The 22,394-nt window shown below is 68.0% G+C and carries 22 protein-coding genes; 12 read left to right on the plus strand and 10 right to left on the minus strand.

Going from position 1 to position 22,394, the window contains the following annotated elements:
* Positions 1-59 precede the first annotated feature (59 nt).
* The 4 genes from ctaE to qcrB are packed head-to-tail and all read left to right on the plus strand — an operon-like array spanning position 60 to position 4,433.
* Positions 60-671, plus strand: a complete 612-nt coding sequence (gene ctaE / locus AU192_RS02060) for an aa3-type cytochrome oxidase subunit III (protein WP_066808554.1) — start codon at positions 60-62, stop codon at positions 669-671.
* A gap of 11 nt (positions 672-682) precedes the next feature.
* Positions 683-1,513 carry a cytochrome bc1 complex diheme cytochrome c subunit gene (qcrC, locus tag AU192_RS02065; protein WP_197505924.1) on the plus strand — a complete coding sequence of 277 codons (831 nt, stop codon included), beginning with the start codon at positions 683-685 and terminating at the stop codon, positions 1,511-1,513.
* Positions 1,510-2,724, plus strand: coding sequence for a cytochrome bc1 complex Rieske iron-sulfur subunit (gene qcrA / locus AU192_RS02070; protein WP_064394018.1), 1,215 nt, complete (start codon positions 1,510-1,512; stop codon positions 2,722-2,724). The genes qcrC and qcrA overlap by 4 nt, the downstream gene beginning before the upstream one ends.
* Positions 2,721-4,433, plus strand: coding sequence for a cytochrome bc1 complex cytochrome b subunit (gene qcrB, locus AU192_RS02075; protein WP_064394019.1), 1,713 nt, complete (start codon positions 2,721-2,723; stop codon positions 4,431-4,433). Before qcrA ends, qcrB begins: the two co-directional genes overlap by 4 nt.
* Before the next feature lie 39 nt (positions 4,434-4,472).
* On the opposite strand, the gene AU192_RS02080 is transcribed toward qcrB, so the two are convergent.
* The 4 genes from AU192_RS02080 to ctaC form a co-directional block, all read right to left on the minus strand.
* Positions 4,473-5,156 carry a DUF2561 family protein gene (locus AU192_RS02080; protein ID WP_064394020.1) on the minus strand — a complete coding sequence of 228 codons (684 nt, stop codon included), beginning with the start codon at positions 5,154-5,156 and terminating at the stop codon, positions 4,473-4,475.
* Positions 5,156-6,022, minus strand: coding sequence for an MmpS family transport accessory protein (locus AU192_RS02085; protein ID WP_064394021.1), 867 nt, complete (start codon positions 6,020-6,022; stop codon positions 5,156-5,158). Before AU192_RS02085 ends, AU192_RS02080 begins: the two co-directional genes overlap by 1 nt.
* 212 nt (positions 6,023-6,234) lie before the next feature.
* On the minus strand, positions 6,235-6,654 hold the full coding sequence (locus tag AU192_RS02090; RefSeq protein ID WP_064394022.1) for a cytochrome c oxidase subunit 4: 420 nt from the start codon (positions 6,652-6,654) through the stop codon (positions 6,235-6,237).
* Positions 6,655-6,663: 9 nt separating this feature from the next.
* Entirely contained in the window at positions 6,664-7,731 is a 1,068-nt protein-coding gene (gene ctaC / locus AU192_RS02095) for an aa3-type cytochrome oxidase subunit II (protein ID WP_064394023.1), read from the minus strand.
* 128 nt (positions 7,732-7,859) lie between these two features.
* Between ctaC and asnB the strand changes: the two genes are divergently transcribed.
* Complete coding sequence (gene asnB / locus AU192_RS02100) at positions 7,860-9,791, plus strand: asparagine synthase (glutamine-hydrolyzing) (RefSeq protein ID WP_064394024.1); 1,932 nt, start codon at positions 7,860-7,862, stop codon at positions 9,789-9,791.
* Between the two features lie 16 nt (positions 9,792-9,807).
* Here the strand turns inward: asnB and AU192_RS02105 are convergent, their stop codons facing one another.
* Positions 9,808-10,782 carry a carbohydrate kinase family protein gene (locus tag AU192_RS02105; protein ID WP_064394194.1) on the minus strand — a complete coding sequence of 325 codons (975 nt, stop codon included), beginning with the start codon at positions 10,780-10,782 and terminating at the stop codon, positions 9,808-9,810.
* A 119-nt stretch (positions 10,783-10,901) separates the two neighbouring features.
* Here AU192_RS02105 and AU192_RS02110 point away from each other — a divergent pair, with 119 nt between their 5' ends.
* Positions 10,902-11,534: an Rv0361 family membrane protein gene (locus tag AU192_RS02110; RefSeq protein WP_064394025.1), complete on the plus strand. Its 633-nt coding sequence runs from the start codon at positions 10,902-10,904 to the stop codon at positions 11,532-11,534.
* A gap of 16 nt (positions 11,535-11,550) precedes the next feature.
* Here AU192_RS02110 and AU192_RS02115 read toward each other — a convergent pair whose 3' ends face one another.
* Positions 11,551-11,925 carry a HesB/IscA family protein gene (locus tag AU192_RS02115; RefSeq protein ID WP_064394026.1) on the minus strand — a complete coding sequence of 125 codons (375 nt, stop codon included), beginning with the start codon at positions 11,923-11,925 and terminating at the stop codon, positions 11,551-11,553.
* 194 nt (positions 11,926-12,119) lie between these two features.
* On the opposite strand from AU192_RS02115, the gene AU192_RS02120 reads away from it, so the two are divergent.
* The 4 genes from AU192_RS02120 to AU192_RS02135 are packed head-to-tail and all read left to right on the plus strand — an operon-like array spanning position 12,120 to position 15,060.
* Positions 12,120-12,746 carry a DUF3043 domain-containing protein gene (locus AU192_RS02120; RefSeq protein WP_423202662.1) on the plus strand — a complete coding sequence of 209 codons (627 nt, stop codon included), beginning with the start codon at positions 12,120-12,122 and terminating at the stop codon, positions 12,744-12,746.
* A gap of 5 nt (positions 12,747-12,751) precedes the next feature.
* The gene (locus AU192_RS02125; RefSeq protein WP_064394028.1) at positions 12,752-13,282 is read left to right on the plus strand and encodes a bifunctional adenosylcobinamide kinase/adenosylcobinamide-phosphate guanylyltransferase; all 531 of its coding nucleotides are present in this window, start codon (positions 12,752-12,754) and stop codon (positions 13,280-13,282) included.
* Positions 13,279-14,334 (plus strand): nicotinate-nucleotide--dimethylbenzimidazole phosphoribosyltransferase, encoded by a 1,056-nt coding sequence (cobT, locus tag AU192_RS02130; RefSeq protein WP_064394029.1) that lies wholly within the window; start codon positions 13,279-13,281, stop codon positions 14,332-14,334. The genes AU192_RS02125 and cobT overlap by 4 nt, the downstream gene beginning before the upstream one ends.
* A gap of 3 nt (positions 14,335-14,337) precedes the next feature.
* Entirely contained in the window at positions 14,338-15,060 is a 723-nt protein-coding gene (locus AU192_RS02135) for an adenosylcobinamide-GDP ribazoletransferase (protein WP_064394030.1), read from the plus strand.
* Positions 15,061-15,080: 20 nt separating this feature from the next.
* Here the strand turns inward: AU192_RS02135 and AU192_RS02140 are convergent, their stop codons facing one another.
* Together AU192_RS02140 and gcvT are read right to left on the minus strand one after the other, a co-directional pair.
* Positions 15,081-16,199 (minus strand): branched-chain amino acid aminotransferase, encoded by a 1,119-nt coding sequence (locus AU192_RS02140; RefSeq protein WP_064394031.1) that lies wholly within the window; start codon positions 16,197-16,199, stop codon positions 15,081-15,083.
* Between the two features lie 22 nt (positions 16,200-16,221).
* Positions 16,222-17,316, minus strand: coding sequence for a glycine cleavage system aminomethyltransferase GcvT (gene gcvT, locus AU192_RS02145; protein ID WP_064394195.1), 1,095 nt, complete (start codon positions 17,314-17,316; stop codon positions 16,222-16,224).
* Between the two features lie 60 nt (positions 17,317-17,376).
* Between gcvT and AU192_RS02150 the strand changes: the two genes are divergently transcribed.
* The gene (locus tag AU192_RS02150; protein WP_064394196.1) at positions 17,377-18,462 is read left to right on the plus strand and encodes an adenylate/guanylate cyclase domain-containing protein; all 1,086 of its coding nucleotides are present in this window, start codon (positions 17,377-17,379) and stop codon (positions 18,460-18,462) included.
* Between the two features lie 17 nt (positions 18,463-18,479).
* The gene (locus tag AU192_RS02155) at positions 18,480-20,000 is read left to right on the plus strand and encodes a leucyl aminopeptidase (RefSeq protein ID WP_064394197.1); all 1,521 of its coding nucleotides are present in this window, start codon (positions 18,480-18,482) and stop codon (positions 19,998-20,000) included.
* Between the two features lie 89 nt (positions 20,001-20,089).
* Here the strand turns inward: AU192_RS02155 and AU192_RS02160 are convergent, their stop codons facing one another.
* Positions 20,090-21,856, minus strand: coding sequence for an SDR family oxidoreductase (locus AU192_RS02160; RefSeq protein ID WP_064394032.1), 1,767 nt, complete (start codon positions 21,854-21,856; stop codon positions 20,090-20,092).
* 100 nt (positions 21,857-21,956) lie between these two features.
* Complete coding sequence (locus AU192_RS02165; protein ID WP_064394033.1) at positions 21,957-22,313, minus strand: hypothetical protein; 357 nt, start codon at positions 22,311-22,313, stop codon at positions 21,957-21,959.
* Between the last annotated feature and the right edge of the window lie 81 nt (positions 22,314-22,394).

The following is a 22,394-nucleotide window of genomic DNA, read 5'->3' on the forward strand; positions in this document are numbered from 1 at the left end:
TTGACGAAACTGCGGACCCGGGTGGTGATCGACAACTACAAAGCGTCATACTTGCTCCTGTGACGAGCGCTGTAGGTACCTCCGGAACCGCAATCACGTCGCGAGTACATTCGCTGAACCGGCCGAACATGGTCAGTGTCGGCACCATCGTCTGGCTGTCCAGCGAGCTGATGTTCTTTGCTGGCCTGTTCGCGATGTACTTCACCGCGCGTTCGCAAGCGGCGGGCGAATGGCCGCCGCCGCCGACCGAGTTGAACCTCATGCAGGCCGTCCCGGTCACGCTGGTTCTGATCGCCTCGTCGTTCACCTGCCAGATGGGCGTATTCGCCGCCGAACGCGGCGACGTGTTCGGCTTGCGCCGCTGGTACACCCTCACCTTCGCGATGGGGTTGTTCTTCGTCCTCGGCCAGGGCTACGAGTACATGGAACTGGTCAAGCACGGCACCACCATCTCCAGCAGCGCCTACGGCTCAGTGTTCTACCTGGCCACGGGATTCCACGGATTGCACGTGATCGGCGGCCTTGTCGCCTTCCTCATCCTGCTGGCCCGAACCCGGATGAGTAAGTTCACTCCGGCTCAGGCCACCGCGGCGATCGTGGTGTCGTACTACTGGCACTTCGTCGACATCGTCTGGATCGCATTGTTCGCCGTCATTTACTTCGTCCGTTGATCGGCTCGCCGATGAATCCGATGAGAAGGAGTTCGATGACCGACAAGTCGCGCCGTCGGCTACGCCGGCGCCTGTCAGGTGCTGTGCTGCTGCTGCTCGGACTGGGCGTCGCCGGCGGTCTCGCCGCGACCCTGACGCCCGCGCCGCAAGTCGCGGTCGCCGACGAATCGCAGTCGGCGCTGTTGCGCACGGGTAAGCAGCTGTTCGACACCTCGTGCGTGACCTGCCACGGCGTCAACCTCCAGGGTGTGCCCGACCGCGGGCCCAGCCTCATCGGCGTGGGCGAGGCGGCGGTCTACTTCCAGGTCTCGACCGGCCGCATGCCCGCGATGCGCGGCGAGGCCCAGGCCCCGAAGAAGGACCCGGTATTCGACGAGGCGCAGACCGACGCGCTCGGCGCCTACGTGCAGGCCAACGGCGGCGGCCCGGTCGTCCCGCGCGACGACAACGGACGCGTCGCACAGGAGTCGCTGCTGGGCGACAACGTCGCCCGCGGCGGCGACCTGTTCCGGCTGAACTGCGCCTCGTGTCACAACTTCACCGGCAAGGGCGGCGCCCTGTCGTCGGGCAAGTACGCGCCCGACCTCGGTGACGCCACGCCCGCGCAGATCTACACCGCGATGCTCACCGGCCCGCAGAACATGCCGAAGTTCTCGGACCGGCAGCTGTCGCCGGATGAGAAGCGCGACATCGTCGCCTACGTCCGCGAGTCGGCGGAGGCACCGAGCTACGGCGGCTACGGCCTGGGCGGGTTCGGCCCCGCGCCCGAGGGCATGGCGGCCTGGATCATCGGCATGGTGGCCGTCATCGCCGCGGCCCTGTGGATCGGAGCGCGAGCATGAGCGAACCGGGCAACGGCACAGAAAACACACCGAAGGGCACCGACGCGCCCGGCCAGGCCGGTGTACCGGGGCAGCCCACCGACGCCGAACTGGCCGCGATGTCCCGCGAGGAACTGGTCGAACTCGGCGGCAAACTCGACGGCGTCGAAATCGTCTACAAGGAAAGCCGCTGGCCGGTCCCCGACACCAAGGCCGAGAAGCGCGCCGGCCGCGTCGTCTCGTACTGGCTTCTGCTGGGCGGGTTTTCGGGCCTGGCCCTGCTGTTGGTGTTCCTGTTCTGGCCGTGGGAGTACGTGCCCTACGGCTCCGAGGGCGAGTTCCTGTTCAGCCTGACCACGCCGCTGTACGGGTTGACCTTCGGGCTGTCGATCTTGGCGATCGGCATCGGTGCGGTGCTGTACCAGAAGAAGTTCATCCCCGAGGAGATCTCGATCCAGGAACGCCATGACGGCGCCTCCCCCGAGATCCACCGCAAGACGGTCGTGGCGAACCTGACCGACGCGCTGGAGGGTTCGACGATCAAGCGGCGCAAGCTGGTCGGCCTCTCGCTGGGCATCGGCCTCGGCGCGTTCGGCCTCGGCACGCTGGTGGCGTTCGCGGGCGGTTTGATCAAGAACCCGTGGAAACCCGTCGTCCAGACCGCCGAAGGCAAGAAGGCGGTGCTGTGGACGTCCGGGTGGACACCGCGGTACGAGGGCGAGACCATCTTTTTGGCCCGCTCCACCGGCAGCGGCACCTTCGTCAAGATGCGCCCCGAGGACATCGACGCCGGCGGTATGGAGACGGTGTTCCCGTGGCGCGAATCCGACGGCGACGGAACCACTGTCGAGTCGCACCACCATCTCGCCGAGATCGCGATGGGTGTGCGCAATCCCGTCATGTTGATCAGAATCAAGGCGCAAGACCTGCCCCGGGTGGTCAAGCGCAAGGGGCAGGAGAGCTTCAACTTCGGCGACCTGTTCGCCTATACGAAGGTCTGCTCTCACCTGGGCTGCCCCTCGTCGCTGTACGAGCAGCAGTCGTATCGCATCCTCTGCCCGTGCCACCAGTCGCAGTTCGACGCGCTGCACTTCGCTAAACCCATATTCGGCCCGGCTGCGCGCGCGTTGGCGCAGCTGCCCATCACCATCGACCAGGACGGGTACCTCGTCGCCAACGGCGACTTCATCGAACCCGTCGGGCCGGCCTTCTGGGAACGGAAAACAGCATGAGTCCATCACTGCCGAAGCCGCCGAACCTCGCCGAAGTCGCGGCGGGCCAAGGGAATGCGATCGATTCCCGCTATCACCCCTCCGCGGCGGTGCGACGCCAGCTGAACAAGGTGTTCCCGACCCACTGGTCCTTCCTGCTGGGCGAGATCGCGCTGTACAGCTTCATCGTGCTGCTGATCACCGGCGTGTACCTGACGCTGTTCTTCGACCCGTCGATGGCCGAGGTCACCTACGACGGCGTGTACCAGCCGCTGCGCGGTGTGCAGATGTCGAAGGCCTACGAGTCGACGCTCGACATCAGCTTCGAGGTCCGCGGCGGATTGTTCGTCCGCCAGATCCACCACTGGGCCGCACTGCTGTTCGCCGCGGCGATCATGGTGCACCTGGCTCGCATCTTCTTCACCGGCGCCTTCCGGCGGCCGCGTGAGGCGAACTGGGTGATCGGCGCGCTGCTGCTGATCCTGGCGATGTTCGAGGGCTACTTCGGTTACTCGCTGCCCGACGACCTGCTGTCCGGCATCGGGCTGCGGGCCGCGCTCTCGTCGATCTCGCTTGGCATGCCGGTGATCGGCACCTGGTTGCATTGGGCGCTGTTCGGCGGCGACTTCCCCTGCGGCGGCGTCGGTTACGAGTGTGCGACCGACGGATTCTGGATTCCCAGGATGTACGCACTGCACATCCTGCTGATCCCGGGAATCATGTTGGCGCTCATCGGGCTTCACCTCGCGCTGGTGTGGTTCCAGAAGCACACCCAGTTCCCCGGCCCCGGCCGCACCGAGACCAACGTCGTCGGCGTGCGCGTCATGCCGGTGTTCGCGGTGAAGTCCGGCGCCTTCTTCGCGATGACCGTCGGAATCCTCGGTCTGATGGGCGGCCTTCTGACCATCAACCCGGTCTGGAATCTCGGGCCGTACAAGCCATCTCAGGTGTCGGCGGGTAGCCAGCCGGACTTCTACATGATGTGGACCGAGGGCGTGGCGCGTATCTTCCCGCCGTGGGAGCTCTACTTCGGCAACTACACGGTTCCGGCGTCCACCTGGGTGGCCCTGTTCATGGGCCTGGTGTTCACGCTGCTGATCGCCTACCCGTACATCGAGAAGAGGCTCACCGGCGACACCGCTCACCACAACCTGCTGCAGCGTCCGCGTGACGCCCCGGTGCGAACCGCGTTGGGGTCGGCGGCGATCGCGCTGTACATGCTGTTCACGCTGTGCGCGATGAACGACATCATCGCGCTGAAGTTCCACATCTCGCTGAACGCGACGACGTGGATCGGCCGCATCGGCATGGTGGTGCTGCCCGCGATCGTCTACTACATCGCCTACCGGTGGGCCGTGGGCCTCCAGCGCAGCGACCGGGAGGTGCTCGAACACGGCATCGAGACCGGCATCATCAAGCGGCTGCCGCACGGTGCCTACATCGAGCTGCACCAGCCGTTGGGTCCGGTGGACGAGCACGGTCATCCGATTCCGTTGGAGTACCAGGGCGCTGCCATCCCGAAGCGGATGAACAAGCTGGGCTCCGCGGGCGCGCCGGGTACCGGCAGCTTCCTCACGGCCGACCCGATCGAAGAGCACGAGGCGCTGACCGCGGCTCTGCACGCCGGCGAGCGCAAGGCGCTCACCGCGCTGGCCGAGCACCAGGAGCGCAACGGCTCGTCGAACGGGCATGGCTCTCGCGACGGAGACTCGTCCAACGGCCACCACTGAGGCAGTCGGCACGCTCGAAAAGCACCCGCTGTGAAGGACTTACGCGCCCTGCTGATCGAGCAGGGCGCGTAGTTCTTTGAGGTAGAACCACGGCACGACGGGCATGGCGAGCGTGACCAGAGCGGTCAACCCATAAAAAACCCAGGCCGCGACATTGCTGTCGACCGCCATCAGATAGGTGGCCACACCGATGGCCACCATGGCGACTCCGATCGCGCAGGCGATCGCCACGGCGCAGCGCAGCCCCAGCAGGTCAACGGCCGCGGATGCGGGCGTCGACGCCGGCGCAGGCGCCTCGAGGATGCGCTCCTGGCGCGGCGCCGCGTACGGCAACTTCTCAGTGGGCGGTGTCGGGTCCATCGGCCGCCCCCGGCCGGGAGCCGCCGAGGCGGCCGGCGCGGGTCCGGCGGCTTGGGGCTGCGGCGATTCGGCCAGCGCGTCCCGGCGGGCGCGCAACAGCAGCGGAACCGCGCCGATGATCACCACCGCGGAGATCCCGATGACGGTGTAGAGCAGCCACGGCGTGCCGGCATCCCCGGACGACTCGGCCGGCCCTCGCCCGAGGTCGACCAGCGCGACCGTCGCGGCGACCCCGGTGCCGAGCGCCACCAGCCAGATCGCCGCGCACGAGCCGAGCAGGATGCGATCGGTGCGGTCGAGTTCGCGGAGATCCAGTGCCGGGGTCAACCGCGAGCGCCCCGACGCGTCCGTTTCGTACGTCATCAGCAGCTGGTCTGTGCGGCGTTGTTGGTGTTCGACGACAGCACGGTGCCGTCGCTCGTTGTTATCGAGCAGTTCAACCGGCTGACCAGGAACAGGCTCGACGCCTGCACCGAACCGACCTCGGACTGCGAGATCGGCGTCACGGTCAACGACCACGGGATGTAGACGTTGCGCTGGGTCCGGCTTCGGCCCGACGCGTCGATGTAGGTCACGGTGATGATGTCTCCCGGTGCTTTGGTTCCCGTCACCGAATAGGTGACCTGTCGCGGGCCCGAACGGGTTGTCGTGGGCGGTGGTGGCGCCGGCGGCGACGTGGTCTCCGGAGGCGGGGGTGGCGGAGGCGGTTCGGCCGCCGCGGGCGGCGGAGGCGGCTCCTGGGTCACCGTCACCGTTTCGGGCGGTGGCGGTGGTGGCTCTTCGCTCGGTGGAGGCGGCGGAGGTGGTGGCGGCGGCGTGGTGGTCGTGATCTCGTCCTGCACCGGGGGCGCCACGGTCGTCGTCGAGGTCTCGGGCGTCGCGAGGTTGTCGGTGTCGGTGCGGGTCACCAACACCGAAACGGAGACCACCAGCGCGATGGCCGCGATGATGGCCGCCACGCCGACGACCCACGGCCACCGTGGCGGTGCGGGTTGGTCGACCGGTTCGGGCGGCTCGTAGTTGTCGTAGTCGTACAGCGACGAGTCGGCCGGTACATACGGGCCCGCCGTGAACTGCTCGGACTCCGGCGCCGAATAGGCCCGCGAGTAGAAGTCGGTGTCGCTGCTGTCGGGCGGAGGCTGGTCACCGCCGGTCTGGTTCGGATCCTGACTCGGCTCCCGACTCTGAAAATCCGACCCTTCGTCATCCGGGGGATTCGGCCCGCTCATTTACGCCTATCCTTCTCGACTACTCAACCGGCGCGGCACGCCACAGACTCCCGGCTCAGCGGCGGCGACTGACCGTGCCTCGGCAACATTACCCAACGCCGTAACCGGGCGTGATCACCCGCCACGGTTCCCGCCGCAAGTGGTGGCCCGATTGTGACCTTGGCTGTGACCCTGGCCGCCCGCACCGAACGGCAGGGCAGCCGATTCGACGGTCAGTGCTTCTCGGGGCCGGTGTAGTACTCGAAGGTCAGGCCCGCGACCGTCGTGATCACGAAGCACGCACCGGCCACGATGAGCCACGGCAGCCAGAGCGCCACACCGACCGCAGCGATCGAGGCCGATAGCGCGATCATCACCGGCCACCAGCTGTGCGGGCTGAAGAAGCCGAGCTCACCGGCACCGTCGCTGATCTCGGCGTCCTCGTAGTCCTCGGGCCGGGTGTCCAGGCGCCGGGCCACGAACCGGAAGAACGTGCCGGTGATCAGGGTCAGTCCGGCGGTCAACACCAGCGCGGTGGTACCGGCCCATTCGATGCCGCCGTACTGGAACATCGCCGTCAGCACCGCGTAGACGACGGCGGCGAGAACGAAGAACGCGGTCAAGAACTCGAACAGCCGGGCTTCGATATGCATGTGGTGTCCCTACTTGCTGGCCTGCGTTAGCTGGGGCGCCAGTTCACCGCGACGGGTGTCGAACGGCTTCGTGGTGACGGCGGTCGGCGGCTGGTTGATCGCCTGCAGCGCCTGGGCGTTGGTCCTGCCGTCGATGCGCTGCTGCAGATAGGCCTTGAAGTCGTTCGGCTCCACCACGCGCAGTTCGAAGTTCATCATCGCGTGGTAGGTGCCGCACATCTCGGTGCACCGCCCGACGAACGCCCCGGTCTGGGTGATCTCGCTGATCTGGAAGGTGTTGTCGGAGTTGTTGGCCCGCGGGTTAGGCATCACGTCGCGCTTGAACAGGAACTCCGGCACCCAGAATCCGTGGATGACGTCGGCGGAGGCGATCTGGAACTCGATGCGCTTGCCGGACGGCACCACCAGCACCGGGATCTCCGAGGACGTGCCGAGCGTCTCGACCTTGTCGAACGCCAGATACGAGCGGTCCTGCGGGTGCTTGCCGGCGATCACGCCGAATGCGGGGTCGTGTGAACCGAATTCGCCGCCGTGCTCACCCTCCAGGCCCTCGGGGCCGGACGCCACGGCGGCCGCGCGCTCGGGGTCGGCGCCGTCGTAGGTGAAGGTGCCGTCGGAGAAGTTCACCGACTTGTAACCGAACTTCCAGTTCCACTGGAAGGCGGTGACATCGACGACGACTTCGGGGTTCGACTCCTCGTGCAGCATCCTCTCCTGCACCACCACGGTGAAGTAGAACAGCACCGAGATGATCAGGAACGGTATGACGGTCAGCACCAGTTCCAGCGGCATGTTGTAGCCGAACTGGCGGGGCAGCTCGGTGTCGGTCTTCTTGGCCCGGTGGAACGCCGAGGACCAGAAGATGAGGCCCCACACGATCGCGCCGACGACCAGCGAGGCGATCACCGAGCCGATCCACAGTTCGCGGTTGACGTGCGCTTCGGGCGTGATGCCCTTCGGCCATCCCAGGCCCAGCACCTCCGACCAGCTGCAACCGCTGAGCAGCAACGCCGTAGCACCCAGGACGATTGACAGCGACGCGGTTCGCGCCACCGCCTTCAGCCCGCGAGGTGTCACGTTGGAGCCTCCTAGAAGTCAGTGACGCGCGACCGCGGTGCGGTCAATTTCTGGAGCGAATACTACGCAGCGTAGACCACGCCCGGGTGCAGGTCTCAACACACCTCACGATTAGGCATACTGGCGCCGTGTGCGGACTGCTGGCCCTCGTGTGTGACCCGTCCGCTGACGTCTCCCCCGCGCTGATCGACGCGGTGTCCGGTGCATCCCACCTGATGCGTCATCGCGGCCCCGACGAGCCCGGGACCTGGTCCGACGACCGGGTCGTGCTCGGGTTCAACCGGTTGTCGATCATCGACATCGCCCACAGCCACCAACCCCTGCGGTGGGGACCGCCGGACACGCCCGACCGCTATGTGCTCGTGTTCAACGGCGAGATCTACAACTACCTCGAGCTACGCGAGGAACTGTCGGCCCGGCACGGCGTGACGTTCAACACCGACGGTGACGGCGAGACAATCATCGCGGCCTACCACCACTGGGGCACCGACGCGCTGACCCGACTGCGCGGCATGTTCGCCTTCGCGTTGTGGGACACCGTCGGCGGTGAGCTGTTCTGCGCCCGCGACCCGTTCGGCATCAAGCCGCTCTATCTAGCCACCGGCCCCGGCGGCACGGCGGTGGGCAGCGAGAAGAAGTGCCTGCTCGAGCTCGCCGACGAATTGGGCCTCGACCTCGACATCGATCAGCGCGCCGTTCAGCACTACACGGTGCTGCAGTACGTGCCCGAACCCGAGACGCTGCAGGTCGGGATCCGGCGGCTGGAGTCGGGTAGCTACGGGCGCGTGCGGCCGGGCGGCGAACTCGAGGTGACCCGCTACTTCCACCCGCGGTTCACCGCTGTGCCGTTCATACAGGGCCGCGAGCAGGAGCGCTACGACGAGATCACCGCGGTGCTCGAGGATTCGGTGGCCAAGCACATGCGCGCCGACGTGACCGTGGGCGCGTTCCTGTCCGGCGGCATCGACTCGACGGCGATCGCCGCGCTGGCCATGCGGCACAACCCGCGGTTGATCACGTTCACCACCGGGTTCGAGCGGGAAGGCTTCTCCGAGGTCGACGTCGCGGTCGCCTCGGCAGAGGCGATCGGCGCCAGACATGTGGCCAAGGTCGTCAGCCAGTCCGAGTTCGTCGACGCGCTGCCCGAAATCGTCTGGTATCTCGACGAACCCGTGGCCGACCCGGCGCTGGTTCCGTTGTTCTTCATCGCCCGCGAAGCCCGCAAACACGTCAAGGTGGTGCTCTCCGGCGAGGGCGCCGATGAGTTGTTCGGCGGCTACACCATCTACCGGGAACCATTGTCGCTGAAGCCCTTCGAATACCTGCCGCGGCCGCTGCGACGGTCGCTGGGGCGGGCGTCGCGACCGCTGCCCGAGGGGATGCGGGGCAAGAGCCTGCTGCACCGCGGTTCGCTCACGCTCGAGGAGCGCTACTACGGCAATGCGCGCAGCTTCTCCGACGAGCAACTGCGCGCGGTGCTTCCCGGCTTCCGCCAGGAGTGGACGCACACCGACGTGACCGCACCGGTGTACGCCGCGTCGCAGGGCTGGGACCCGGTCGCGCGCATGCAGCACGTCGACCTGTTCACCTGGTTGCGCGGCGACATCCTCGTCAAGGCGGACAAGATGACCATGGCGAACTCGCTCGAACTGCGAGTGCCCTTCCTCGACCCCGAGGTATTCGCGGTCGCTTCCCGTCTGCCGTATGACCAGAAGATCACCAGGGCGACAACGAAGTTCGCATTACGGCGGGCGTTGGAGCCGATCGTTCCCGAGCACGTGCTCAACCGGCCCAAGCTGGGCTTCCCCGTCCCGATCCGGCACTGGCTGCGGGCCGGCGAGCTGCAGGACTGGGCGTACTCGATGGTCAGCTCGTCACAGGCCGGCGATCTGGTCGACCTCGCGACCGTTCGCACCATGCTCGACGAGCACCGTGACGGCACAAGCGATCACAGCCGCCGGCTGTGGACCGTGCTGATCTTCATGCTGTGGCACGCGATCTTCGTCGAGCACAGCATCACCCCGCAGATCGGCGAGCCGACCTACCCGGTGCAGCTCTAGCTACTAGAGCGCCTCCCTATTTGAGAGCCGAGGCGATCTCTTTGGCCGCTTCGTCGCCGTAGGCGCCGCCGAGCCGCTGGATCGCCTCGTCGCGGTCCCAGCTCCATTCCTGCGGCCCGGGCGCCTCGAACACGAGCACGGCCACCAGCGAGGCGAGCTGCGCCGAACGCTCCAGGTTCAGCCCGGCACTGCGACCGGTCAGGAAGCCGGCACGGAACGCATCTCCGATACCGGTCGGATCGGCCTGGTGCTTCTCGGGCACCACCCCGACGTGGATGAAAGTGCCGTCCGAACTGACCAGGTCCACGCCCTTGGGGCCGAGGGTGGTGACGCGAATCCCGATCTGGCTCATCACCTGCGCCTCGCTCCAGCCTGACTTCTGCAGCAGCAGGTCCCACTCGTAGTCGTTGGTGAACAGGTACGTGGCGCCGTCGATCAGCCTGCGGATCTCCTCACCGGAGAGCCGCGCCAGCTGCTGGGAGGGGTCGGCGGCGAAGGGCAGGCCGAGTTTGCGGCACTCCTCGGTGTGCAGAAACATCGCGTCGGGGTCGTTGGCGCCGATGATCACCAGCTCGGGCTGCCCGATCCGCTTCGTCAGATCGGCCAGCGAGATGTTGCGCGCCTCCGACATCGCACCCGGATAGAACGACGCGATCTGCGCCATGGCGTCGTCGGTGGTGCAGACGAACCGGGCGGTGTAGGCGGTCTCGGAGACCAGCACGCACTCGGTGTCGACGCCGACGGCCTCCAGCCAGCTGCGGTAGTCGTCGAAGTCGCGCCCGACGGCGCCCACGAGTGCGACGTCACCGCCGAGCACACCGATCGCGAAGGCCATGTTGCCCGCCACGCCGCCGCGGTGCACGACGAGGTCGTCGACCAGGAAGCTGAGCGAGACTTTCTGCAGGTGTTCGGGGAGCAGCTGTTCGGAGAACTTCCCGGGGAACCGCATCAGATGGTCGGTTGCAATCGATCCGGTCACCGCAATTGTCACGAACTGCACCCTTCATTTATTAAGTCGCCTAGGTATTCTAGTGCGCTAACCTGCGTACAAAAGTCCGCCAGCAACTGTAGACAGGCGCATTCCGACCCACATCTCGGGGGAGCAAATCTATGACCGGCCCGTACCCGCCCGAATACGGCGCTGGACCGACCGGCCCGCAAATGTATCCGCAATCACTTCCGTATCCGGAAAATGTGCCGTCGGCGTATCCGGGCATGCTGCCGCCGCCGGTGCCGTACCGGAAGAAGAAGCGCTGGCCGATCGTCCTGGCAGCGGTGGTCGTGGTCGCGTTGGTCGCAGCGGTCGTGGCGGTCATCGCCATGGCGGGCGGGGACGAGGACCCGGCCAGTTCGAACGCGCTGAGCGAATCCTCGGCAACGGCGGCCATCCAGGACTACCTGGATGCGCTGACCAATGGCGACGACGAGACCGTCGCCCGCCACACCCTGTGTGGGCTGTTCGATGCGGTGAAGGAGAAGCGCTCGGATCTGGCGCTGGCGCGCCTGTCGGGTGACGCGTTCCGCAAGCAGTACAGGCAGGCCGAGGTGATATCGATCGACAAGATCGTCCAGCCCTCGCCCCATCAGGCGCAGGTGCTGTTCACCATGCGGGTGACGCCGGCGGGCGGATCGCGCCGAGGGCAGAACGACACCCGCGAACAGCAGGCCGTCGCTCAGCTGTTGGCCCAAGACAACGAAATCCTGGTGTGTTCTTACCTGCCACGCACGTCAGGTCAGTACTGACCGACTGGGTCGGAAATCAGTTGAACGAGTCGCCGCAGGCGCACGAGCCGGTGGCGTTGGGGTTGTCGATCGTGAATCCCTGCTTCTCGATCGTGTCGACGAAGTCGATGATCGCGCCCTGCACATACGGTGCGCTCATCCGGTCCACCGTCAGGTTCACGCCGCCGAACTCCACGGACAGGTCACCGTCGAGCGACCGGTCGTCGAAGAACAGGTTGTAGCGCAGTCCGGCACACCCACCCGGCTGCACGGCGATGCGCAGGGCGAGGTCGTCGCGGCCCTCCTGGTCCAGCAACGCCTTGGCCTTCGCGGCAGCGGCGTCGGTCAGGGTCACGCCGTGGGCGGCGGTCGCCGTCCCTGGGGTTCCTGCCGACTCTTCCTGAACTGTCATTACGTCTCCTGTAGGCCTCATTGTCGTGGCGCGTACAAATCAACGGTACCTCGTCTCGACGCTATTCCCGAGTTTGTCCCCAGGCCTCCTCCCCTGGCAGTACCGCTCCTCGCGACGGAAGTAACCTGGCAGGCGTGAAGCTGCTGGGCCGCAAGAAAGACGACAAGCCGACCGCCGACGCGTCGAGCGCCGATGTGTCGGAGAACACCGGCGCCGAAGCGCAGGAAACCGCCCGGCCTGCAGGCACCACCCCACCGAAAGGCAGGCCGACCCCCAAGCGCGATCAGGCGGCCCGCAAGCGCGGTCCGGTGGCACCCGCCCCGATGACGGCCGCCGAAGCGCGTCGCCGCCGCAAAGAGATGCGCAACACGATGAGCCGTGAGGAGCGCCGCGAGGAGAAGGCGGCGCGCCGCGAGCAGATGACCGAGCGCCGCGAGAAGATGATGGCCGGCGAAGAGGCCTACCTGCTCCCCCGGGACAAGGGACCGGTGCGCCGCTATGTCCGCGACGAGGTGGACGCTCGGCGCAATGTGCTCGGGCTGTTCATGCCGTCGGCCCTTGGCCTGATCTTCGTGATGCTCGCGGTGCCCTCGGTCGAGGTGCAGCGCCTGCTCTCCCCCGCGATGCTCGTGCTGGTGCTGATCATGGTGATCGACGGCTTCATCCTCGGCCGTCGGGTCAACCGGCTGGTCGACGAGAAGTTCCCGAACAACACCGAAGGCGGCTGGAAGCTCGGTTTCTACGCGGCCAGCCGCGCCTCGCAGTTGCGTCGCATGCGCGCACCGCGCCCGCAGGTGAACCGCGGCGACAAGGTCACCTGAGCCCGGTGCGCACCCTGGTGCTCGGCGGCATCCGATCGGGTAAGTCGCAATGGGCTGAAGCCGCGCTCGCCGGCGAGGCGACCGACGCGCAACCGATGTGCTACCTGGCCACCGGACCTTCGTCCACCGACGATCCCGAGTGGGCGGCCCGGTTGGCGGCCCACCGATCGCGCCGTCAGGCTCGGTGGTCCACCGTCGAAACCACCGACGTCGCAACGCAATTACGCGCGCACCCCTCCGCGACACTGGTCGATGACATCGGTACATGGCTGGCAGCGGCGATGGACCGCTCGGGTGCATGGACCGGCGGCTCGATCGCCGCGGACGTCGACGACCTGCTCGACGCGGTCGACGGCTTCCCCGCTCCGCTGGCGGTGGTGAGCCCCGAGGTGGGGCTGACCGTCGTGCCGGCGACGGCGGCCGGTCGCCGTTTCGCCGACGAGCTGGGATCGCTCAACCAACGGCTCGCGACGGTCTGCGATCGGGTCGTGCTCGTCATCGCCGGGCAGCCACTGGCCGTGAAGGACCCGGTGTGACGGACTTTCCGGCGGTCCAGCCACCCGACGCCGAGGTCGCCGCCGCCGCCCGTGCGCGCCAAGGCCATCTGGCCAAACCTGCAGGCTCCCTGGGCCGCCTCGAAGACCTCGCGGTCTGGATCGCGTCATGTCAGGGGGTATGCCCGCCGCGGCCGCTTGAGCGCCCCCGCGTTGTGGTGTTCGCCGGGGACCACGGCGTCGCCTCGGCGGGAGTTTCGGCCTACCCGTCGGGCGTCACCGCGCAGATGGTCGCCACCTTCGACGCCGGCGGCGCGGCGATCAACGTGCTGGCCGAGGCCGCAGGCGCGACCGTGCGGGTCGTCGACATCGCGGTCGACACCGAAGAACCGCACTCGCCGTCGATCGGTGCGCACAAGGTACGCCGAGGCAGCGGCGACATCACGGTCGAGGACGCGTTGAGCGCCGACGAGGTCACCGCCGCGCTCGAGGCCGGCCGCCGCGTCGTCGACGACGAGGTCGATTCGGGTGCCGACCTGCTTATCGCGGGCGATATGGGCATCGGAAACACAACCCCGGCAACGACTTTGATCGCGGCGCTCACCGACACCGAGCCGGTCGTGCTGGTCGGGCGAGGCACCGGGGTCGACGACGCGGGCTGGGCACGCAAGGCCGCCGCCGTCCGTGACGCGCTGTACCGCTGCCGCAACAGCCTTACCGATCCCGTTGCGCTGCTGCGTATCTGCGCCGGCGCCGATCTCGCCGCGATCGCCGGATTCTGTGCGCAAGCGGCCGTGCGGCGGACGCCGGTGCTGCTCGACGGCCTGGTGGTGACGGCGGCCGCACTGCTGGCCGAACGCCTGGCACCCGGCGCCCGCCAGTGGTGGCAGGCCGGGCATCTGTCCACTGAACCCGCCCACGAGGTGGCGCTGAACCGGCTGGGACTCGAGCCGATCGTCGACATGCGCATGCGTCTCGGCGAGGGCACCGGGGCCGCGGTGGCACTGCCCGTCGTGCGCGCGGCGGTGGCCACGCTGACGTCGATGGCGACGTTCGACGAAGCCGGCGTCACCCAGGTTACCCAGGAGAACTAACCGGTGATCCGTTCGCTTGCAGGGGCTTTCGCGTTCGGCACCGTCGTACCGGTACGGAGTTCGGTCGCGATCGGTCGCGGTGCGTTGACGGCGTTGCCGGTGGCCGGCGCGGCAGTCGGCGGGCTGGCGGCGGCCACGGTGTGGGCGGCGTCGTGGGCGTTCGGACCTGGAGCCCTGGCCGGTGTGCTGGCGGTGGCCGTCGTCGTGGCCGCGACGCGTGCCCTGCACATCGACGGGCTCGCCGACACCGCCGACGGTTTGGGCTGTTACGGCCCGCCGCAGCGCGCCCTCGAGGTGATGCGGGACGGCTCGGCGGGCCCGTTCGGCGTTGCCGCGGTGGTCTTGGTGATCCTGTCGCAGGCGTTCACGTTCGGCGGCCTGACGGCCGTCGGGCTGGTGGTGGCTGTCATGGCGGGGCGGGTGGCGGCGGTGCTGGCGTGCCGTCGAGGCGTGCCCGCCGCGGCGGGAAGTGCGCTGGGCGCTCGCGTCGCGGGCACGCAATCGGCGTTGGTGGTCGTCGCGTGGACGGGCGCCGTCGCCGGGTTGGCCGCGCTCGCGGGTCCCCGGCTCTGGCAGGGGCCACTGGCCGTAGTCGTCGGGCTCGCGTGCGGCGCGGTGCTCGTGGCGCACTGCGTGCGGCGCTTCGGCGGCATCACCGGCGACGTGCTCGGCGCCGCGATCGAGGTGACGACCGTGATCACGGCGTTGGGGCTGGCGATCCGCTGAAGCCGCCGGAGTGGCCCGGCTCAGCCGAGCCGGGCCATCCAGCCGTGCGTATCGGCGAAGGTGCCGCGTTGGATCCCGGTCAACGTGTCACGCAGCGCCATCGTGATCTCCCCCGGCCCGCCGTCGGCGATGGTGAACTCGCCCTCGGCGTGCTTGACGGTGCCGACGGGGGTGATGACCGCGGCGGTCCCGCACGCGAACACCTCGGTGATCTCGCCCGCGGCCGCCTTCTTCTGCCACTCGTCGACGTCGATCTTGCGTTCCTCGACCGCAAAGCCAGCGTCGGATGCCAACTGCAGCAACGAATCCCGCGTGACACCGGGCAGGATCGAACCGCTCAGCTCGGGGGTGACCAGCCGTGCCGACCCGCCGCTGCCGAAGACGAAGAACAGGTTCATCCCGCCCATCTCCTCGACATAGCGGCGTTCGGCGGCATCCAACCACACCACCTGGTCGCAGTCGTTGTCCGCGGCCTGGGCTTGGGCCAGCAGCGAAGCCGCGTAGTTGCCGCCGAACTTGGCGGCGCCGGTACCGCCCGGGCAGGCCCGCACGTATTCGGTGGACAGCCACACGGAGACCGGTTTGATGCCGCCCGTGAAGTAGGCGCCGGCGGGCGAGGCGATGACCATGTAGCGGTATTCGGTCGCCGGCCGCACACCGAGTCCTGGCTCGGTGGCGAATACGAAGGGCCGCAGATACAGCGACTCTTCACCACCGGCGGGTGGGACCCATTGCTCGTCGACCGCGATGAGCTGGCGCAGCGACTCGATGAAGACGTCGTCGGGCAGTTCGGGAATGGCGAGCCGACGCGCCGACGTCCGCAGCCTGCGCGCGTTGGCCTCGGGCCGGAACGACACGACCGAGCCGTCCGCCCAGCGGTAGGCCTTGAGCCCCTCGAAGATCTCCTGCGCGTAGTGCAGCACGATCGCCGACGGGTCGAGTTCGATCGGGCCGTAGGGGATCACGCGTGCGTTGTGCCAGCCTTCCCCCTCGGTCCCGTCCTTTTTCCAGTCGATCGAGACCATGTGATCGGTGTGGTAGCGGCCGAATCCTGGATCGGCCAGGATCGACGCCCGTACCTCGTCGCTCGCCCGGTTCGCATTGCGCTCAACCGTGAACTCGAGGGGGCCGTCAGTCATGCGCCGATTGTATATCCGGGCGCTACCGGGTTTTTGCCGCGACGAACGGGGGCTTGACCACCTCGCACTCGACCGCGCGGCCGCGGACGTCGACCGCGACGCGGGCTCCGTCGGCGATATCGGCCGCGGTGTCGAGCAACGCCAGCCCGATGCCGACTTTCAATGTGGGAGAGAAGGTTCCCGATGTCGTCACTCCGACGGGCCGATCACCGTCGAGCACGGTGAGATCGGCACGCAACACTCCCCGCCCGACGGCCTTCACACCGCGCAGCAGCCGGGGCGGGCCGGCTTCCTTCTCGGCAAGCAGCGCGTCGCGCCCCCAGAACGCCTCCTTGCGCCAGCCGATGGCCCACCCGCAGCGGGCCTGCAGCGGCGAGAAGTCCGGCGACAGTTCGTGGCCGTGCAGCGGATAACCCATCTCGGTGCGCAGGGTGTCGCGCGCCCCCAGCCCCGCGAGCTCGCCACCGGCGGCGGTGACGGCCTCGAGCAGTGCGTCGAAGACCACGCCCGCGCTGTCCCACGGCGGCAGCAGCTCGTAACCGTGTTCGCCGGTGTAGCCGGTGCGGCAGACCCGCAGGGGTACGCCGGCGAACTCCGCGTCGGCGTAGCCCATGTAGTCCATGTCGGTGGGCAACCCCAGCGCGCCGACGGTCTCGGCCGATTTCGGTCCCTGAACCGCAAGCACCGCGTACGACCGGTGTTCGTCGGCGATGGTGAGGCCTGCAGGCGCCCGCTCGCGCAGCGCTTCGACGACCGCGGCGGTGTTCGCGGCGTTGGGCACCAGGAAGATCTCCTCGTCGGAGACGTAGTAGGCGATCAGATCGTCGATCACCCCGCCGGAGTCGTTGCAGCACAACGTGTATTGCGCCTTGCCGGGGCCGATCCGGCGCAGGTCGTTGGTGAATGCGGAGTTGATGTAATCGGCGGCGCCCGGACCGCGCACCGATGCCTTTCCAAGATGGCTGACGTCGAACAGCCCGACGGAGGTACGCGTCGAGTTGTGCTCGCTGACCGTTCCCGCGTACGAAACGGGCATCAGCCAGCCGCCGAACTCGGCGAAGTTCGCTCCGAGTTCGCGGTGGCGGTCTTCCAGCGGGCCCTTGGACACGTCGTTCATCTCACCGTGCGTCACGCCGATCCACCCTAATGGGGCCGCGAAGTTGGCACACTTGTGCAGGTGGTCGACCTCGACGCGCTGCAAGCCGCCGGGATCGCCGACGCCCATGCGCGGGCCGGGCTGATCGCCTACCTCGACTCGCTGGGCTTTTCCGCCGAGGAGATGGTCGAGGCCGAACGCCGCGGCCGGCTCTTCGGTCTGGCCGGCGACGTCCTGCAGTGGTCGGGGCCGCCCACCTACACCCTGCGGGCGGCCGCCGAACAACTCGGCGTCGACCTCGCCGACCTCGCCCACGCCTGGCAGGCGCTCGGTCTGCACGTCGCCGGCCCCGACGTGCCCGCGCTGAGCCGCGCCGACGTCGACGCGCTGGCGTCGTGGCGGACGATCAGCGCGGTGACGGGCTCGGGTGCCGCCCTCAACTTCCTCCGGATCATCGGTGCGACGATGGCGCGCCTGGCCGAGGCCAGCGGAACGATGATCCGGCTGGCGCAGCCCGATCTGTTGATGACGCACACCCACGACGAGCTGACCACCGCGCGCGCCTACCGTTCGGTCGCCGCGCTGGTGCCCGGAATCTCGGCGCTGATGGATGCGGTGTGGCGCCACCACATCACCAGCGCCAGGGCCTACTTCGAGGACGTCATTCACGACGCGTCGGCGATGGTGACCTGCGGCGTCGGGTTCGCCGACCTGTCGGGGTTCACGGTGCTGACCCAGCGGCTGAGCCCGACGGAGCTGTCGGATCTGCTGGTCGAGTTCAGCGGCGCGGTCAGCGACGTGGTGCACGGCGACGGCGGCCGGGTGGTCAAGTTCATCGGCGACGAGGTGATGTGGGTGAACTCCAGCCCGGAGCAGCTGGTCAAGGCCGCGACCGACCTGGTCGAGTATTCCGGGGCGCGCGAGAGCGGCCTGGGGGTTCGTGCCGGCCTGGGGTATGGGCTGGTGCTCTCGATCGGAGGCGACTACTTCGGCACCCCCGTCAACCTGGCAGCCCGACTGGTCAGCGCGGCGGCGCCCGGCCAGATACTCGCCGGGCACGATGTGCGCGATGCGCTGCCCGATCACCCTGCGGTCCAGCTGGAACCCTTGACGCTCAAGGGGTTCGAGGGCCCAGTCACGGCCTACGACCTTCACACCGGCTCCTGAAGCTAGGGTTGGGTTTCGTGAGCCCTGCAACCCCCGGATATCAGACCCCGACCGTCACCGTCAGCACGTCGCTGCCCAAACGCAAAGCCGATGGCTCGGTGCTGGTCGTTCCCGTGGTGAACGGGGACGACGACTCAGAGGTGAAGGTGGTGCCCAACCCGTCCCTCCACGCCGCGGCGGTCGCCGAGATCGAGTCCGCGCTGGCGGCGCTGAACGCCAAGGGCGGCTGCGAGCAGGTCACGCGCGTCGTCGCACCGTCGCTTCCGGTGGGCAGCGTGCTGGCCGTCGGGCTCGGTAAGCGACGGGACGGGTATCCGGCCGATGTCATCCGCCGCGCGGCCGGGGTGGCGGCGCGCTCGCTCAACGGCACCGAGTCAGTGCTGACCACGCTGTCGGGCGTGGGCCTCGCGGCGGCGGTCGAGGGCCTGATTCTGGGGGCATACCGGTTCAGCGACTTCCGCAGCGACAAGACCGCACCCAAAGACGCCGGCCTCCGCGAGATCACCGCCCTGACCTCGGACACCAAGTCGACCACCAAAGAGGCCGCACAACGTGCAGCGGACATCGCGACCGCGGTGGCCACCGCCCGCGATTTCGTCAACACTCCCCCCAGCCACCTGTTTCCCGACGAGTTCGCCCGGCGCGCAAAGGCGTTGGGCGAGGCGGCCGGACTATCGGTCGAGGTCCTCGACGAGAAGGCACTGGAGAAGGCCGGTTACGGCGGCATCATCGGCGTCGGCAAGGGTTCGTCGCGGCCACCGAGGCTGGTGCGGCTGTCCCACAAGGGCGCCAAGCGTAAAGGCAAACGTGTCGCGTTGGTCGGCAAGGGAATCACGTTCGATACCGGCGGCATCTCGATCAAGCCCGCGGCGAACATGCACCACATGACCTCCGACATGGGCGGTGCGGCGGCCGTCATCGCCACGGTGGTGCTGGCGGCCAAGCAGAAGCTGCCGATCGACGTGATCGCCACGGTGCCGATGGCCGAGAACATGCCGTCGGCAACCGCGCAGCGTCCCGGTGACGTGTTGACGCAGTACGGCGGCATCACGGTCGAGGTGCTCAACACCGACGCCGAAGGCAGGCTGATCCTGGCCGACGCGATCGTGCGCGCGGGTGAGGACAAGCCGGACTATCTGATCGAGACTTCGACGCTGACCGGCGCCCAGACCGTCGCCCTCGGCGCCCGGACGCCGGGCGTCATGGGCAGCGACGAGTTTCGCGACCGGGTGGCCACTATTTCGCAGTCGGTCGGCGAGAACGCCTGGGCGATGCCATTGCCCGAGGAACTCAAGGACGATCTGAAGTCCACGGTCGCCGACCTCGCCAACGTCAGCGGTTCGCGCTATGCCGGCATGCTCGTGGCGGGCACTTATCTGCGCGAGTTCGTGCCGGACGGTGTGCAGTGGGCCCACATCGACATCGCGGGCCCGGCGTACAACACCGGAGGGCCGTGGGGCTACACGGGTAAGGGCGGCACGGGTGTGCCGACGCGGACGATGTTCGCGGTCCTCGAGGACATAGCCGCGAGCGGCTGATCAACTCCCGTGAGGCCGACGAAATGGCGGCTTTTCGGCGCAAAAATCCGCCAGAACGTCGGTCTCGGCGCTCGTCGGTCTCGGGACCGCTAGACGACCTTGCCGCGCGCGGCGCTGCGCATCACCTGCGGAAGCAGGTGTGCGACGCCGTAGACGATGTGGGCCTCCGGGGCGACGGGGCGGATGGGCTTGTTCTTCTTGACCGCCGACACGATCGCGTTGGCGACCTTGTCCGGACCGTACCGCCGCCGGGAGAACGCCTTCTCGAGCTGCGCGCGACGGGCTTCGGCCTGCTCCCGCTTGGCGGCGGGTATGTCGAACCGGGTGGTGTGCACGATGTTGGTGTCGATGACGCCGGGGCACACCGTGGTCAGCCCGACTCCCGCCTGGTCCAGTTCGGCGCGCAGGCAGTCGCCGAACATGAAGACCGCGGCCTTACTCGTGGCATAGGCGTTCATCGACTGTTGCGGTGAGTACGCGGCCATCGAGGAGATGTTGACGACGTGCCCGCCAAGTCCGCGGTCAACCATCCTGCGCCCAAAGGCCCTGCAGCAGTTGACGACTCCGCCGAAGTTGATGGCCAGCACGCGGTCGTACTCCTCGCGCGGGGTGTCGAAGAACATGCCCGCGTGCCCGACGCCTGCGTTGTTGACCACGACGTCGGGTACCCCGTGTTCTGCGCACACCTTTTCGGCGAACCGCTCGACGGACTCTGCGTCCGACACGTCCACGGTGTAGGCGTGCGCGATTCCGCCGCGCGCGGCGACGTGGGCCGCGGTCTCCTTCGCGGTGCCCTCGTCAATATCGCTGACCACGATTTCAGCGCCCTCGCGGGCGAATGCCAGCGCCGTCGCACGGCCGATGCCGCTACCAGCGCCTGTGACGGAAACCAGTGTGTGGCTGAAGTATTCGCGCGGGTTGCTTACCTGCGCGCGCAGGAGCTCACGCGCGGGTGGCTTGCCGCCGAGGAAGTCGACGAGCTGTTCGACGGACAGGGCGATGGCTCGCGGATGCGACATCGGCGACCAGTGCCCGGCGGCAAGGTCGCGCCGCCACAGCCGAGCCACCCATTTCTTCGTGTCGTCGTAGACGTGCGGCCGCACGAACGGGTCTTTGGTGTTGACGATGATCTGCACCGGGACGTCGACGTAGTGATCGCGGCGTCCGGGCTTCATCGACCGCAGATAGTTGGCGCCGTAAACCTTGACGCTCTTCGCGGCGTCGGCCTTGTAGGTCGCGGAATGGTGCAGCTGCTCACGCGGGATGCCGTCGCGCAGCAACAGGATCTGGCGCACCAGGTTCGCGACGAAGCCACGCACCGCCAGCGGTGCGAGCACCGGGATCGAGAAGAAGCCCATGTAGGCGAAGGACAGGAACTGGCTCAGGGCGCGGACGAATCGGCGCGGACGCCACGGGCGCAACAGGCTGCTGGTGACGAAGGCGTTGAGATGGTCGATGCTGGGACCAGAGATCGAGGTGAACGACGCGACCCGGTCGCCGGCACCGGGTCGGCGCAGGTACTCCCACATGGCCGCCGAGCCCCAGTCGTGGGCAAGCACGTGCACCGGCTCGCCCGGGCTCACCGCGGCGACGACCGCGTCGAAGTCATCCGCGTACGCAGACATGCGGTAGGCCGAAACCCGTTTGGGCCCAATCGAGTTCCCGACACCGCGATTGTCATACCGCACGATGCGGAACCGGTCGGACAGCAAGGGCACCACGCCGTCCCACAGCACATGCGAGTCGGGCCACCCGTGCACGAGGACCAGGGTCGGCCCCTGCGGATCGCCTTCTTCGTAGACGGCGATTCGCACGTCGTCGGTGCTGTCGACGAACCGCGTAGCGATGTCCCCCATCGCACCTCCCGTGACTTGGCGGAACCGCCGGTACCGTATCAGTGCCTTCCGTTCTCCCCCCTACCCTCCGGGTGGAGGCACCCCCACACGCAAGCGTTCGTCAGCGCTCGTCGAGTTCCCGTCGAGCAGCGCGCCGACGCTCGATGCGGCGCTTCTCGTCGTAGTCCCGCATCCGCTGCGGATAGCCGACCTTCTGCACGTCGTACACCGGGATCTTCAGTCGGTCGGACAGCCGCCGCGCGCCGGCGTCTCCCCCGGCGCGTCGCCGCGTCCATTCCCCGTCGGCGGCGACCAGTACCACGGTGACGTCGGTGACGGTGGTCTTCGGTTCGACGAACGCTTCGACGCCGGTGTGCGTGGCGACCCACTGCCGGAGATAGTTCAGATCGGCGGCGGGGTCGGCACCCGAACCCCTGCCTTTACGCTTTCCGCGCCGAAACCTGTCGAGGACTCCCACTCGCGTCCGCGCTCCCTCCGATCATCTCTTTTCGATAGTGCCAGAACAGTGGGTCGGACGGTCTGCGGCGAACTGCGCGTC

The sequence above is a fragment of the Mycobacterium lehmannii genome, assembly GCF_001499925.1.
GTDB classification, from domain to species: domain Bacteria; phylum Actinomycetota; class Actinomycetes; order Mycobacteriales; family Mycobacteriaceae; genus Mycobacterium; species Mycobacterium lehmannii.

Excerpts from the sequence above, each read along its gene's own strand:
- AU192_RS02115 (WP_064394026.1), bottom strand. The coding sequence starts at position 11,925 with ATGACAGTTCAGGAAGAGTCGGCAGGAACCCCAGGGACGGCGACCGCC.
- AU192_RS02160 (WP_064394032.1), bottom strand. The coding sequence starts at position 21,856 with ATGGGGGACATCGCTACGCGGTTCGTCGACAGCACCGACGACGTGCGA.
- qcrB (WP_064394019.1), top strand. The coding sequence starts at position 2,721 with ATGAGTCCATCACTGCCGAAGCCGCCGAACCTCGCCGAAGTCGCGGCG.
- AU192_RS02140 (WP_064394031.1), bottom strand. The coding sequence starts at position 16,199 with ATGACTGACGGCCCCCTCGAGTTCACGGTTGAGCGCAATGCGAACCGG.
- AU192_RS02110 (WP_064394025.1), top strand. The coding sequence starts at position 10,902 with ATGACCGGCCCGTACCCGCCCGAATACGGCGCTGGACCGACCGGCCCG.
- gcvT (WP_064394195.1), bottom strand. The coding sequence starts at position 17,316 with ATGAACGACGTGTCCAAGGGCCCGCTGGAAGACCGCCACCGCGAACTC.
- AU192_RS02090 (WP_064394022.1), bottom strand. The coding sequence starts at position 6,654 with ATGCATATCGAAGCCCGGCTGTTCGAGTTCTTGACCGCGTTCTTCGTT.
- AU192_RS02080 (WP_064394020.1), bottom strand. The coding sequence starts at position 5,156 with ATGACGTACGAAACGGACGCGTCGGGGCGCTCGCGGTTGACCCCGGCA.
- AU192_RS02085 (WP_064394021.1), bottom strand. The coding sequence starts at position 6,022 with ATGAGCGGGCCGAATCCCCCGGATGACGAAGGGTCGGATTTTCAGAGT.
- qcrA (WP_064394018.1), top strand. The coding sequence starts at position 1,510 with ATGAGCGAACCGGGCAACGGCACAGAAAACACACCGAAGGGCACCGAC.
- qcrC (WP_197505924.1), top strand. The coding sequence starts at position 683 with ATGAATCCGATGAGAAGGAGTTCGATGACCGACAAGTCGCGCCGTCGG.